Raw genomic sequence first — 13,933 nt, forward strand, 5'->3', positions numbered from 1 at the left:
GCTCTTAGTGCATCATCATGTTGTAGTTCAGGTTCCACATAATCCAGATGGAGCCGACAACCACGATCGCAATGATGATTACGGTGAAGATAAATGCGGTCAGGTTCCAACCTTCATCGGACTTGCTGTTCATATGCAGGAAGTACACGAGGTGTACCACGATCTGCACCACAGCGGTCACCAGAATGGTGCCAAGGATAACCGCATGCGAGGCGGAGCCACTCATCACCATGGCGAACGGAATGACCGTCAGGATGATGGACAGGATAAATCCTGTCATGTAGCTCTTCACGCTGCCGTGAGAAGCGCCGCTATGATCGGTAGAATGACTCATTACATCGCCCCCATCAGATAGACAACCGAGAACACGCAGATCCACACGACGTCCAGGAAGTGCCAGAACAGGCTCAGGCACAGGATACGCGTGCGGTTAGTGCTGGTCAGGCCACGACGTGAAACCTGGAACATCAGCACCGCCATCCAGATAAGACCGGAGGTCACGTGCAGACCGTGGGTGCCGACCAGCGCGAAGAACGCGGACAGGAAGCCACTACGATCCGGACCAAAGCCTTCCATGATCAGGTGATGGAATTCATAGATTTCCATCCCGATGAATCCGGCGCCAAACAACCAGGTCAACGCCAGCCAGGAAACCACCTGGCTTTTGTTGTTTTTGTACATGGCGATAGCCGCCATGCCGTAGGTGATGGAGCTGAACAGCAGCAGTGCGGTTTCAACCAGAACGAACGGCAGTTCAAAAATATCTTTGCCCGTCGGTCCGCCGGCCGTGCCGTTCACCAGAACGGCATAGGTAGCAAACAGCGTAGCGAAGATAATGCAGTCGCTCATCAGGTAGATCCAGAAACCGAATACCTTCATCGGTCCTGTATCATGGTGCCCGTGTTCATGCGCGTGGGCAGTATGCGCAAGAGTATCAGTTGCCATTTTTCAGCCCTGCTTTGTTAATCTCATCGAAATGCTGTTTTTCCAGTTTTTCGACTTCTGCAACCGGTACGTAGTAATCCACGTCCTCGTCAAAGCTCTTAATAATCCAGGTCGCTACGATGCCGATGAAGCTGGCGATCGCCATCCACCAGATATGCCAGATCATGGCGAAACCAAATACCGTAGCGAAGGCGGCAATCACGATGCCGGCGCCGCTGTTTTTCGGCATATGAATTTCTTCATAGTGAGCAGGCTGTTTGTACGCTTCACCTTTCTCTTTCATTTCCCAGAAGGCATCACGTTCGTGAACCTGAGGAACGATAGCGAAGTTGTAGAACGGCGGTGGAGAAGAGGTTGCCCACTCCAGCGTACGGCCACCCCACGGGTCACCGGTCAGGTCGCGGTTCTGATCGCGGTCGCGAATAGACACGTAGAACTGAATCAGCTGGCACAGAATACCGCAGGCGATCAGCGCCGCACCGCAAGCTGCAATAACCAGCATCGGGTGGAACTGCGGATCGATCTGCTGGCTCAGACGACGGGTCATACCCATGAAGCCCAGCACGTACAGCGGCATAAACGCTACGAAGAAGCCGATGATCCAGAACCAGAAAGCGCGTTTGCCCCAGGTTTCGTTCAGGGTGAAGCCAAAGGCTTTCGGCCACCAGTAGGTCAGACCTGCGAAGCAACCGAACACTACGCCGCCGATGATAACGTTATGGAAGTGCGCAATCAGGAACAGGCTGTTGTGCAGAACGAAGTCCGCGCCCGGTACCGCCAGCAGCACGCCGGTCATCCCACCTACGGAGAAGGTCACGATAAAGCCGATAGTCCACATCATCGCCGAGTTGAAGACGATGCGACCCTGATACATGGTGAACAGCCAGTTGAAGATCTTAACCCCGGTCGGGATCGCGATAATCATGGTAGTAATACCGAAGAAGGCGTTTACGTTCGCGCCAGCACCCATGGTGAAGAAGTGGTGCAGCCAAACGATGAACGACAGAACGGTAATACAGACGGTTGCCCATACCAGAGAGGTGTAACCGAACAGACGCTTACGCGAGAAGGTCGCGGCGATTTCGGAGAAGACCCCGAACACCGGCAGAACCAGGATGTACACTTCCGGGTGACCCCAGGCCCAAATCAGGTTGATGTACATCATCATGTTGCCACCCATATCGTTGGTAAAGAAATGGGTGCCCAGGTAACGATCCAGGGTCAGCAGCGCGATGGTGACGGTCAGAATTGGGAACGAGGCGATAATCAGGATGTTAGCGCACAGAGATGCCCAGGAGAATACTGGCATCTTGAACATGGTCATGCCCGGGGCGCGCATCTTGATAATGGTCACGAAGAAGTTAATACCGGTCAGGGTAGTACCGATACCGGAGAGCTGCAGCGCCCAAATCCAGTAATCAACCCCTACGCCAGGACTGTACTCAATTCCCGACAGCGGCGGATAGGCCAGCCAACCGGTCTGCGCGAACTCACCAACGCCCAGAGACAGGTTAACCAGAATCACGCCCACAACGGTGAACCAGAAGCTCAGGTTGTTGAGGAACGGGAAGGCTACGTCGCGCGCGCCGAGCTGAAGCGGAACCACCAGGTTCATCAGACCGATAACAAACGGCATCGCCACGAAGAAGATCATGATAACGCCGTGGGCGGTAAAGATCTGATCGTAGTGATGAGGCGGCAGGAAGCCGGCTTCCCCGGCCGAAGCCAGCACCTGCTGGCTACGCATCATGATGGCGTCAGCAAAGCCACGCAGCAGCATGACGATTGCCACGATAACGTACATGATACCGAGACGTTTGTGGTCGACAGAAGTCAGCCACTCGTTCCATAGGTAGGACCACTTACCGAAGTAAGTGATGGCTGCCAGAAGCGCCAGTCCCCCAATGATAATCGCAGCCACCGTTACCACGATAATAGGTTCGTGGTAGGGCACTGCATCCAGTGTAAGTTTTCCGAACATCGTTTTCTTCCTCGGCCCCTTAGTGAGCGGTTTCCGCGTGGCTCATGTCCATGCCTTCCATCCCGTCGTGAGCAGCGTGCTCGCCTTCAGGTTTAGACATGTTCATGCTCTCGTGAGACATGAATTTGTTCACAACATCTTTGAACAGATCCGGTTTCACGTTAGAGAAATATTCCACTTTGTTGTATTCGCTAGGCACAGCCACTTTCTCGAACGCGGCCATGGAGTCCATGGAGTTCGGAGACTGTTTCGCTTTTGCAACCCACTGATCGAAAGTCGCCCGATCCGGGGTGGCAATCGCTTTGAACTTCATACCTGAGAAGCCCGGGCCACTGTAGCTAGCGGAGATACCGTCATAAGTGCCAGCTTCGTCAGCAATGAGGTGCAGCTGAGTCTGCATACCGGCCATTGCATAAATCTGGCTACCTAAGCGCGGAATAAAGAACGAGTTCATCACCGAGTTAGAGGTCACTTTGAAGTGTACCGGTACGTTCGCCGGGAAGGCGATTTCGTTAACGGTAGCAATACCCTGTTCCGGATAGATAAAGAACCATTTCCAGTCCATCGATACGACTTCGATGGTGATTGGCTTCTCGTCATGGACAAGCGGTTTGCTTGGCTCCAGTGCGTGAGTGGTTTTCCAGGTCAGAACGGCCAGGAACAGGATGATCAGAATAGGTACCGTCCAGACCACAGCTTCCACTTTGTTGGAGTGTGACCAGTTCGGGCTATACTTCGCATCTTTATTGCTCGCGCGATACTTCCAGGCAAATCCTACTGCCATCAAGACGGCGGGAATAACGACAATCATCATCAGGCCGAAGGCCGTCAGAATCAAAGAGCGTTGCTCCAGTCCAATCTGTCCTTTTGGGTCAAGGAGTGCAGAATCACAACCACTGAGTAATACAGTACCTGCGATTAATGACATCCATCCCAAACTTTTATTGTATTTCCTGAGTCTCATTGAACGACCTCAATTCCACGGGATCTGGTGGCGTTTAAAGTGTATGGGCATTTTACGGTAAGGTTGCATTACTGTAAACATGATTGGATCTCTGTCAGTTCTGTGTTAGCGGCTTCTGCTTGGTTTGTCACATATGTAACGTAGTGTTACTTAATCACTTGCAAAGCCTGATTTTCGCGGGATTGATAACGAAAGGGATAAGAAAAGGAGTGCTTAGCGGCTAATGGGCATAACCACCCATAAATTAGAACAATTGTTTAACATTTAATTATCAAATAAAAGACATTGTGAAAACGAAAAATAAAATCCCCGGAGCTGAATCGGTTAAATTATTTAAAGAATCGAACGAAAACTGTCAATAATTTCCAGAAATCAAAAACGCACAAAACAACAAATAGCGCGGCGGACAATATAAAAGCGTTAATAAGCCGTTATAATTACGTTTCGTAATTACAACGGCTAATAATGATGCTGGATCCTTAAATCAGGCGGGTTTTACGCAGCGCCAGATAGTCAAGCAGGCCGCCGAACAAAATCCCGCCGACGGCGGTGAGCGCGGCAACCTCCAGCAGGCCGGACAGGAAGGAGAACGACGTATAATCCAGCGCGTTGAGGATCAGCAGCGCCAGCCACACCGCGAGCAGCAGGCAGCCCAGAGTCAGGATCCCCAGCGCCAGCGCATAGGCCTGCGGGAACTCGCTACGCGGCATAAAGCTTGCGGTGCGTTGGGTATGCTCAAGCGTTTGCCGGCACAGCAGCAATAGGGCAATCCCCGGCACCGCCGCAACGACAGAGAAGAGATAGAAGGTCGACCAGCCGTGAGCCTCGACAAACCAGCCGGCAATCGGCCCAACGTATACGCGACCGACCGCAGAGAGCGCCGAGAGCAGCGCGAACTGGGTGGCGGAGAACGACTTATTACATAGCGTCATCAGCAGCGCGACAAATGCCGCCGTCCCCATTCCCCCGCACAGGTTTTCAAAGAATACTGCGGTCGCCATGGAATAGAGGTGCTTATCGGTAATCGACAGCAGCCAGTAGCCGGCGTTAGAGACCCCCTGCAGCAAACCGAAAATGAGCAGTGCCCGAAACAGCGTCAGCCGCTGCATCAGGACGCCGCCGTATAGGGCGCCGAGAATGGTGGCGAACAGGCCTAAGGTTTTGTTCACCATTCCCACTTCGCCAGCGTCAAATCCCACGCCGCGGATCAGGAAGGTGGTGGTCAGGCTCATGGCAAACGCATCGCCAAGCTTATAAAGGACGATGAGCAGCAGAATCAGCCAGGCGTTGTTGCGGCCGAAAAAATCGCGCAGCGGTTCGGCTACCGCCTGCTCGAGCGATCTGGGGACCGGGATAACGTCGCTCGGTTCGGGCGCCAGCAGCGTGGCGATAATGCAGGGTACCAGCAGCGCCGCCATCAGCCAGTACATCCCCTGCCAGCCGAGATAGCGGTCGGCAAGCCACAGGGCCAGTCCACCGGAGACCAGCATCCCCAGGCGATAGCCCAGCACGCTGATCGCGGCGCCGGCGCCACGCTCTTCTGCTGGCAACACGTCGGTTTTCCAGGCGTCGAACACAATATCCTGCGACGCCGAGCAGAAGGCGATCACCACCGCCAGCGCCGCCATCCAGCGTAATTGGGTGACCGGCTCAAGAAAGCCCATCGCCGCGATCGCCAGCAGGAGTAATACCTGGGTGGTCAACAGCCAACCGCGACGACGCCCAAGAAACGGCGGCGTGTAGCGGTCCATCAGCGGGGACCAGAGGAATTTAAAGACATAGGCCTGGCCGACGAGCGAGAAAAAACCGATCGTTTTCAGATCGATATTTTCCACCGTCATCCAGGCCTGCAGGGTACCGGAGGTGAGAGCCAGCGGCAGACCGGAGGCGAAACCAAGGATCAGCAAAATGGCTGATTTCGGCTGCTGAAAAATGCGTAAGTAATGACTGGACATAGCATAAAGCACGAACCCGGCGGAGGCCGGGTTCGCGATAGCATTAACGCGCGTTTTGCTTGATGAAATCGTGGATGCTGGTGTCCTGCGCCATATCGGCGATGGTATCGGTCAGGACGCTGTTGACGGCATCAGCGATGTTTTTGTTCGAGGCCTGGAAGGCGCCTTCAACGGAGTAGCTGGCGCGGTAGTTTTTGGTCATTTTCGTGCCGTTTGCCGCGGTGGCGATGATGGCGATATCGGCTTTGGTGGCGATGTTATAGCGCACGTTACCCTGAGAGACGTCAGCATAGAGTTTGTTGACGATGATCTGCAGATCGACCGCGCCGTTCGGGCCAATCATGTAGCCGCGAGACGTCATCTGTTTCTCCAGCACTTCCTGCAGCAGGAAGCGCAGATCGCGGGAGGCGGTGAGAGTGACCAGCTGATTATCACGCGTCACTTTCGCCAGCGCCTGGTCCGGACGCTGATCGGCGCCGTTGATGCTGACGGTCACGCCCATCAGGCTTGGATCCTGCTGCGGCAGCGTGATTTTCGGCGATACTTCAATGGTGGTCGGCGGCGTGGCGCATCCTGCCAGCATAAACATGGCGACCAACGGGAAAAGAATCTTCTTAAGCATGTTCAGGTCTCAACGCATGGTGTTGTTATAAGGAAAATTACCGCCATCATAGCATTGCCAACGGCAAGGGGAAGTGGCAACGCGTGTAAATCCATCGTGCTGGCGGTTTTCTGAGCGTCCCGCCACGGTTAATGGCTCGTTCCCCGACGGATTTGGCGACCAGAGCCAGTAAACGTGATACTTTTGAATGAAAATATCAGAACAATGCTAATTTTTTGTTGTTTTCTCCTAATGGAAGCGGTAAAAGCGGCTAACATTTAAATGGAGTGGCGGCATCTCAGCGTTGTCGGAGGAGAAAATTCATGATGATACGTGAACAGATCGAAGCAAAACTTAGAGCAGCGTTCGACCCGATGTATCTCGAAGTCGTGGATGAAAGTTATCGTCACAACGTCCCTGCGGGCTCTGAAAGTCATTTTAAAGTGGTGTTAGTGAGCGATCGCTTCACTGGCGAGCGTTTCCTCAATCGCCACCGTATGATCTACGGCACGCTAACCGAGGAGCTGTCGAATACGGTGCATGCCCTGGCGCTGCACACCTACACGATTAAAGAATGGGAAGCATTACAGGATACGGTATTTGCTTCGCCGCCGTGCCGCGGCGCAGGGAGTATCGCTTAGAAATCCCATTTGCAACCGCTGGCGCTTTTCCAGTATGTTGCTTGCAGATTTAGCAAAAACGGCCTACGGGCCGTTTTGTTTTGCCTGGAAAATGCGCAAAGTCAGCGCTTTTGCGGGCAAATTTGAGCGGGAAATGTGAAAAATGCCGCAGCACCAGGCGACAACCGTTCTCGACTCACAAAAGTGATGCCGCTATAATGCCGCGTCTTATATATGAATGTCTTCGGGATGATTCTGACGACAGGGAATGTGTTTCTGATTTGAAGAGGGCATCCCGGTTCTGCGAAGCCACCTACACGCGCTTCCAGAGTTGACCGAGCACTGTGATTTTTTTGAGGTAACAAGATGCAAGTTTCAGTTGAAACCACTCAGGGCCTTGGGCGCCGTGTAACGATTACTATCGCCGCTGACAGCATCGAGAATGCTGTCAAAAGCGAGCTGGTCAACGTAGCGAAAAAAGTTCGCATTGACGGCTTCCGTAAAGGCAAAGTGCCGATGAATATTGTTGCTCAGCGCTATGGCGCTTCCGTTCGCCAGGACGTGCTGGGCGACCTGATGAGCCGTCATTTCGTTGACGCGATCATCAAAGAAAAAATCAATCCGGCCGGCGCGCCGAACTACGTTCCGGGCGAATACAAACTGGGCGAAGACTTCACCTACGCGGTAGAGTTCGAAGTGTATCCGGAAGTTGAACTGCAGGGTCTGGACGCGATCGAAGTTGAAAAACCGGTTGTTGAAGTCACCGACGCTGACGTTGATACCATGCTGGAAACTCTGCGCAAGCAGCAGGCGACCTGGAAAGAAAAAGAAGGCGCGGTTGACGCTGAAGATCGCGTAACCATCGACTTCACCGGTTCTGTTGACGGCGAAGAGTTCGAAGGCGGCAAAGCCTCTGACTTCGTACTGGCGATGGGCCAGGGTCGCATGATCCCGGGCTTCGAAGACGGTATCAAAGGCCACAAAGCGGGTGAAGAGTTCACCATCGACGTGACCTTCCCGGAAGAGTACCACGCAGAAAACCTGAAAGGTAAAGCGGCTAAGTTCGTTATCAACCTGAAGAAAGTCGAAGAGCGTGAACTGCCTGAGCTGACCGAAGAGTTCATCAAACGTTTCGGCGTGGAAGATGGTTCCGTCGCTGGCCTGCGCGCTGAAGTGCGTAAAAATATGGAACGCGAGCTGAAAGGCGCTGTGCGTAACCGCGTGAAGTCTCAGGCTATCGAAGGTCTGGTTAAAGCCAACGAGATCGACGTTCCGGCTGCCCTGATCGACAGCGAAATCGACGTGCTGCGTCGTCAGGCTGCTCAGCGTTTCGGCGGCAACGAGAAACAGGCTCTGGAACTGCCGCGCGAGCTGTTCGAAGAGCAGGCTAAACGTCGCGTCGTTGTTGGTCTGCTGCTGGGCGAAGTGATCCGCACCAACGAGCTGAAAGCTGACGAAGAGCGCGTAAAAGCCCTGATCGAAGAGATGGCTTCTGCGTACGAAGATCCGTCTGAAGTCGTTGAGTTCTACAGCAAGAACAAAGAGCTGATGGACAACATGCGCAACGTGGCGCTGGAAGAGCAGGCTGTTGAAGCCGTGCTGGCGAAAGCCAAAGTGTCTGAAAAAGCCACTTCCTTCAACGAACTGATGAACCAGCAGGCGTAATTTCGCCGCTATCGTTTAAGGTTCGAGCAAAAACCCGTTGCCGAAAGGCGGCGGGTTTTTTTTTAAGATAATGATAGCCACAGGCACGGTGCGAAAACGCATTAACCATGATAGCGTTACAGCAAAAGCTTGTTATGCTTGAAATATGGCAACACCATCCCCATTACCGGGGGAGGCAACTGCATCCGCAATCGCACGCGTATTGAAGAGGCGGTGACGCATTCAGCGGATAGAAACTGTGGCTGATAATCCGTCCGTAAGGTTACAATCAGTGCAGCAGGTATTTTAAAATTACTCCAGGAGACGGAAATGTCATACAGTGGCGAACGAGACAACTTTGCACCCCATATGGCCCTGGTGCCGATGGTCATTGAACAGACCTCACGCGGTGAACGTTCTTTTGATATCTACTCCCGTCTGCTTAAGGAACGCGTCATTTTTCTGACCGGCCAGGTCGAAGACCACATGGCAAACCTGATCGTGGCGCAGATGCTGTTTCTGGAAGCGGAAAACCCGGAAAAAGACATTTACCTGTACATTAACTCTCCGGGCGGGGTAATCACCGCCGGGATGTCGATTTATGACACCATGCAGTTCATCAAGCCGGATGTCAGCACCATCTGTATGGGGCAGGCCGCTTCTATGGGCGCGTTCCTGCTGACCGCCGGGGCGAAAGGCAAGCGCTTCTGCCTGCCGAACTCCCGCGTGATGATCCACCAGCCGCTGGGCGGCTATCAGGGACAGGCGACGGATATTGAGATCCACGCCCGTGAAATCCTGAAGGTGAAAGGACGCATGAATGAGCTGATGGCGCATCATACCGGCCAGTCTCTTGAGCAGATTGAGCGTGACACCGAGCGTGACCGCTTCCTGTCTGCTGCGGAAGCCGTGGAGTACGGGCTGGTCGACTCTATTTTGACCCATCGTAATTGATGCCCAAGGCGCAAGGGTGCCGCTTTACGCTTCATCCTTCTCGCCACGTCTGTGCGAGCGGTTGGCTTTTATTCGGCCGCTTGTCTGGCAGGCTTGCGGCCGGTGGCTTCGCTACCGGCTCGATGTAGCGCGAAGGATTTTGTGTATATACTAATGAAGGGCGGCACAACGCTATATGGCGGCTTGCGCCTGAGAATGGCATTTGCGTCGTCGTGTGCGGCACAAAGAACTTAAAAAGAGGTTTGGACTCATGACAGATAAACGCAAAGATGGATCGGGCAAATTGTTGTATTGCTCTTTTTGCGGCAAAAGCCAGCATGAAGTGCGTAAGCTGATCGCCGGGCCATCCGTGTATATCTGCGACGAATGCGTTGATTTATGTAACGACATCATTCGCGAAGAGATTAAAGAAGTGGCGCCGCACCGCGAGCGCAGCGCGCTGCCGACGCCGCACGAGATTCGCCACCACCTTGATGACTACGTCATCGGTCAGGAACAGGCGAAGAAGGTGTTGGCGGTCGCGGTATACAACCACTACAAGCGTCTGCGCAATGGCGATACCAGCAATGGCGTAGAGCTGGGTAAAAGCAACATCCTGCTGATCGGGCCGACCGGTTCCGGTAAAACGCTGCTGGCGGAAACGCTGGCGCGCCTGCTGGATGTGCCGTTTACCATGGCGGACGCCACTACCCTGACCGAAGCCGGTTATGTGGGTGAGGACGTCGAAAATATCATTCAGAAACTGCTGCAGAAGTGCGATTACGACGTGCAGAAAGCGCAGCGCGGCATCGTTTATATCGACGAAATCGACAAAATTTCGCGTAAATCCGATAACCCGTCGATTACGCGCGACGTCTCAGGCGAAGGCGTGCAGCAGGCGCTGCTGAAGCTTATCGAAGGGACCGTTGCCGCCGTTCCGCCGCAGGGCGGGCGTAAACATCCGCAGCAGGAGTTCCTGCAGGTTGATACCTCCAAGATCCTGTTTATCTGCGGCGGCGCGTTTGCTGGCCTGGACAAAGTGATTTCCCACCGTGTGGAAACCGGCTCCGGCATTGGTTTTGGCGCGACGGTAAAAGCGAAGTCCGACAAAGCGAGCGAAGGGGAACTGCTGGCTCAGGTCGAGCCGGAAGATCTGATCAAGTTTGGTCTGATCCCGGAGTTCATCGGCCGTCTGCCGGTAGTGGCGACCCTGAACGAGCTGAGCGAAGAAGCCCTGATCCAGATCCTGAAAGAGCCGAAAAACGCCCTGACCAAGCAGTATCAGGCGCTGTTTAGCCTTGAAGGCGCAGAGCTCGAATTCCGCGACGAAGCGCTGGACGCTATCGCCAAGAAAGCGATGGCGCGTAAAACCGGCGCCCGTGGCCTGCGCTCAATTGTGGAAGCGGCGCTGCTGGATACCATGTATGACCTGCCTTCGATGGAAGATGTCGAAAAAGTGGTCATTGATGAGTCGGTTATCGCCGGTCAGAGTAAACCGCTGCTGATCTACGGCAAACCGGAAGCTCAGCAGGCATCTGGTGAATAATTAACCATTTCACTCAAGCAGTTAACAAAAAGGGGGGATTTTATCTCCCCTTTTATTTTTCCTGCATTCCCGCCGTTGAATGTGTGGAATACATCCCCATATACTGGATTACATATTAACGACGATGCAGTGGAGTGTGGCGTCGTCGGCTACCTGGCGGACTTTAAACTAAGAGAGAGCTCTATGAATCCTGAGCGTTCTGAACGCATTGAAATCCCCGTATTGCCATTGCGCGATGTGGTGGTTTATCCGCACATGGTCATACCCCTGTTCGTAGGGCGGGAAAAATCTATCCGTTGCCTCGAAGCGGCCATGGACCATGATAAAAAAATCATGCTGGTTGCGCAGAAAGAAGCGTCGACGGATGAGCCGGGTGTAAACGATCTTTTCACCGTTGGAACCGTGGCGTCTATTTTGCAGATGCTGAAGCTGCCGGACGGCACCGTGAAGGTGCTGGTCGAAGGGCTGCAGCGTGCTCGCATTTCTGCGCTGTCTGATAATGGCGAGCATTTCTCGGCGAAAGCGGAGTACCTCGACTCGCCGGCGATTGACGAACGCGAGCAGGAAGTGCTGGTTCGCACCGCTATCAGCCAGTTTGAAGGCTATATCAAGCTGAACAAGAAGATCCCACCGGAAGTGCTGACGTCGCTGAACAGCATCGACGATCCGGCGCGCCTGGCGGATACCATCGCGGCGCACATGCCGCTGAAGCTGGCTGACAAGCAGTCTGTGCTTGAGATGTCCGACGTTAACGAACGTCTGGAATATCTGATGGCGATGATGGAATCGGAAATCGATCTGCTGCAGGTTGAGAAGCGCATTCGCAACCGCGTCAAAAAGCAGATGGAGAAATCTCAGCGCGAGTACTATCTGAACGAGCAAATGAAAGCGATTCAGAAAGAACTCGGCGAGATGGACGACGCCCCGGACGAAAACGAAGCGCTGAAGCGTAAGATCGACGCGGCGAAAATGCCGAAAGAGGCGAAAGAAAAAACCGAAGCGGAACTGCAGAAGCTGAAGATGATGTCGCCGATGTCTGCGGAAGCGACCGTCGTGCGTGGCTACATCGACTGGATGGTGCAGGTGCCGTGGAATGCGCGCAGTAAGGTCAAAAAAGACCTGCGTCAGGCCCAGGAGATCCTCGATACCGATCACTATGGCCTGGAGCGCGTGAAGGATCGCATCCTTGAATATCTCGCGGTGCAGAGCCGGGTGAACAAAATCAAGGGGCCAATCCTTTGTCTGGTGGGACCGCCGGGGGTAGGTAAAACCTCGCTGGGTCAATCCATCGCCAAAGCGACCGGACGGAAATACGTTCGTATGGCGCTTGGCGGCGTGCGCGATGAAGCGGAAATCCGCGGTCATCGTCGGACCTACATTGGCTCGATGCCGGGCAAACTGATCCAGAAAATGGCGAAAGTGGGGGTCAAAAACCCGCTGTTCCTGTTGGACGAGATCGACAAAATGTCTTCCGACATGCGCGGCGACCCGGCTTCCGCGTTGCTTGAGGTGCTGGATCCGGAACAGAACGTGGCCTTTAACGACCACTACCTGGAAGTGGATTACGATCTCAGCGACGTGATGTTCGTGGCGACTTCCAACTCCATGAACATTCCGGCGCCGCTGCTGGACCGTATGGAAGTGATTCGTCTCTCCGGCTATACCGAAGATGAAAAACTGAACATCGCCAAACGTCATCTGCTGCCGAAGCAGATCGAACGTAACGCGCTGAAGAAAGGCGAGCTGACCGTCGACGATAGCGCCATTATCGGCATTATTCGTTACTACACGCGGGAAGCGGGGGTACGTAGCCTGGAGCGTGAAATCTCCAAGCTGTGCCGCAAGGCCGTTAAGCAACTGCTGCTGGATAAATCGCTGAAACACATCGAAATTAACGGTGAGAATCTGCATGATTATCTCGGCGTACAGCGCTTCGACTATGGCCGCGCCGATAGTGAGAACCGCGTCGGTCAGGTGACCGGTCTGGCGTGGACGGAAGTGGGCGGCGATCTGCTGACCATCGAAACCGCCTGCGTGCCGGGCAAAGGCAAGCTGACCTACACCGGCTCGCTGGGCGAGGTGATGCAGGAGTCGATTCAGGCTGCGCTGACGGTGGTACGTTCGCGGGCTGACAAGCTGGGCATTAACGCCGACTTCTACGAGAAGCGTGACATTCACGTGCACGTGCCGGAAGGGGCGACGCCTAAGGATGGTCCGAGCGCGGGTATTGCCATGTGCACGGCGCTGGTCTCCTGCCTGACCGGCAACCCGGTACGCGCTGATGTGGCGATGACCGGTGAAATCACTCTGCGTGGTCAGGTGCTGCCGATCGGCGGTCTGAAGGAAAAACTGCTGGCGGCGCATCGCGGCGGCATTAAGACTGTTCTGATTCCTGATGAGAACAAACGCGACCTTGAAGAAATTCCGGATAACGTTATCGCCGATTTGGATATCCATCCGGTGAAACGAATCGAGGAAGTTCTGACACTTGCGCTGCAGAACGAACCGTTCGGCATGCAGGTTGTGACCGCGAAATAGTGATTCTGCGCAAATTGCGCTAATAAAAATAGGGCTGGTAAGTCATTTCGGACTTGCCAGCCTTTTTTTGTGTAGCTAACTTAGATCGCTGGCAGGGGGGTCATCGACAACTGCTGTTGTAAGGGCATGACAGTCCTGATATAACTGCTGCGCGGTCGCACTATGAAGGACTCAGGTGCGATATAAATTATAAAGAGAGGAAGAGA

The 13,933-nt window shown here is 54.0% G+C and carries 11 protein-coding genes; 5 read left to right on the plus strand and 6 right to left on the minus strand.

Annotation, left to right across the window (positions count from 1 at the left end):
• Positions 1 to 4: 4 nt before the first annotated feature.
• The 6 genes from HMPREF3140_RS22250 to HMPREF3140_RS22275 all read right to left on the minus strand — a co-directional run bounded on the left by HMPREF3140_RS22250 (position 5) and on the right by HMPREF3140_RS22275 (position 6,467).
• Complete coding sequence (locus HMPREF3140_RS22250; RefSeq protein WP_002891634.1) at positions 5 to 334, minus strand: cytochrome o ubiquinol oxidase subunit IV; 330 nt, start codon at positions 332 to 334, stop codon at positions 5 to 7.
• Complete coding sequence (locus HMPREF3140_RS22255; RefSeq protein ID WP_002891635.1) at positions 334 to 945, minus strand: cytochrome o ubiquinol oxidase subunit III; 612 nt, start codon at positions 943 to 945, stop codon at positions 334 to 336. The genes HMPREF3140_RS22250 and HMPREF3140_RS22255 overlap by 1 nt, the downstream gene beginning before the upstream one ends.
• Entirely contained in the window at positions 935 to 2,926 is a 1,992-nt protein-coding gene (gene cyoB, locus HMPREF3140_RS22260; protein ID WP_002891638.1) for a cytochrome o ubiquinol oxidase subunit I, read from the minus strand. The genes HMPREF3140_RS22255 and cyoB overlap by 11 nt, the downstream gene beginning before the upstream one ends.
• 19 nt (positions 2,927 to 2,945) lie before the next feature.
• Positions 2,946 to 3,890 carry a cytochrome o ubiquinol oxidase subunit II gene (gene cyoA / locus HMPREF3140_RS22265; RefSeq protein ID WP_002891641.1) on the minus strand — a complete coding sequence of 315 codons (945 nt, stop codon included), beginning with the start codon at positions 3,888 to 3,890 and terminating at the stop codon, positions 2,946 to 2,948.
• Positions 3,891 to 4,369: 479 nt separating this feature from the next.
• Positions 4,370 to 5,845: a muropeptide MFS transporter AmpG gene (gene ampG / locus HMPREF3140_RS22270; protein ID WP_004178749.1), complete on the minus strand. Its 1,476-nt coding sequence runs from the start codon at positions 5,843 to 5,845 to the stop codon at positions 4,370 to 4,372.
• A gap of 43 nt (positions 5,846 to 5,888) precedes the next feature.
• Positions 5,889 to 6,467: a lipoprotein gene (locus tag HMPREF3140_RS22275; protein ID WP_002891647.1), complete on the minus strand. Its 579-nt coding sequence runs from the start codon at positions 6,465 to 6,467 to the stop codon at positions 5,889 to 5,891.
• Between the two features lie 302 nt (positions 6,468 to 6,769).
• Between HMPREF3140_RS22275 and bolA the strand changes: the two genes are divergently transcribed.
• The 5 genes from bolA (at position 6,770) to lon (ending at position 13,727) form a co-directional block, all read left to right on the plus strand.
• Positions 6,770 to 7,087 (plus strand): transcriptional regulator BolA, encoded by a 318-nt coding sequence (bolA, locus tag HMPREF3140_RS22280; RefSeq protein ID WP_002891649.1) that lies wholly within the window; start codon positions 6,770 to 6,772, stop codon positions 7,085 to 7,087.
• A gap of 345 nt (positions 7,088 to 7,432) precedes the next feature.
• Positions 7,433 to 8,731 carry a trigger factor gene (tig, locus tag HMPREF3140_RS22285; protein WP_004147333.1) on the plus strand — a complete coding sequence of 433 codons (1,299 nt, stop codon included), beginning with the start codon at positions 7,433 to 7,435 and terminating at the stop codon, positions 8,729 to 8,731.
• A 309-nt stretch (positions 8,732 to 9,040) separates the two neighbouring features.
• On the plus strand, positions 9,041 to 9,664 hold the full coding sequence (gene clpP / locus HMPREF3140_RS22290; protein ID WP_002891804.1) for an ATP-dependent Clp endopeptidase proteolytic subunit ClpP: 624 nt from the start codon (positions 9,041 to 9,043) through the stop codon (positions 9,662 to 9,664).
• 250 nt (positions 9,665 to 9,914) lie between these two features.
• The gene (gene clpX, locus HMPREF3140_RS22295) at positions 9,915 to 11,189 is read left to right on the plus strand and encodes an ATP-dependent protease ATP-binding subunit ClpX (protein WP_002891807.1); all 1,275 of its coding nucleotides are present in this window, start codon (positions 9,915 to 9,917) and stop codon (positions 11,187 to 11,189) included.
• 183 nt (positions 11,190 to 11,372) lie between these two features.
• Positions 11,373 to 13,727 carry an endopeptidase La gene (gene lon / locus HMPREF3140_RS22300; protein WP_004151336.1) on the plus strand — a complete coding sequence of 785 codons (2,355 nt, stop codon included), beginning with the start codon at positions 11,373 to 11,375 and terminating at the stop codon, positions 13,725 to 13,727.
• Positions 13,728 to 13,933: the final 206 nt, after the last annotated feature.

It is taken from the genome of Klebsiella sp. HMSC16A12, from assembly GCF_001808265.1.
Taxonomy (GTDB): Bacteria; Pseudomonadota; Gammaproteobacteria; order Enterobacterales; family Enterobacteriaceae; genus Klebsiella; species Klebsiella pneumoniae.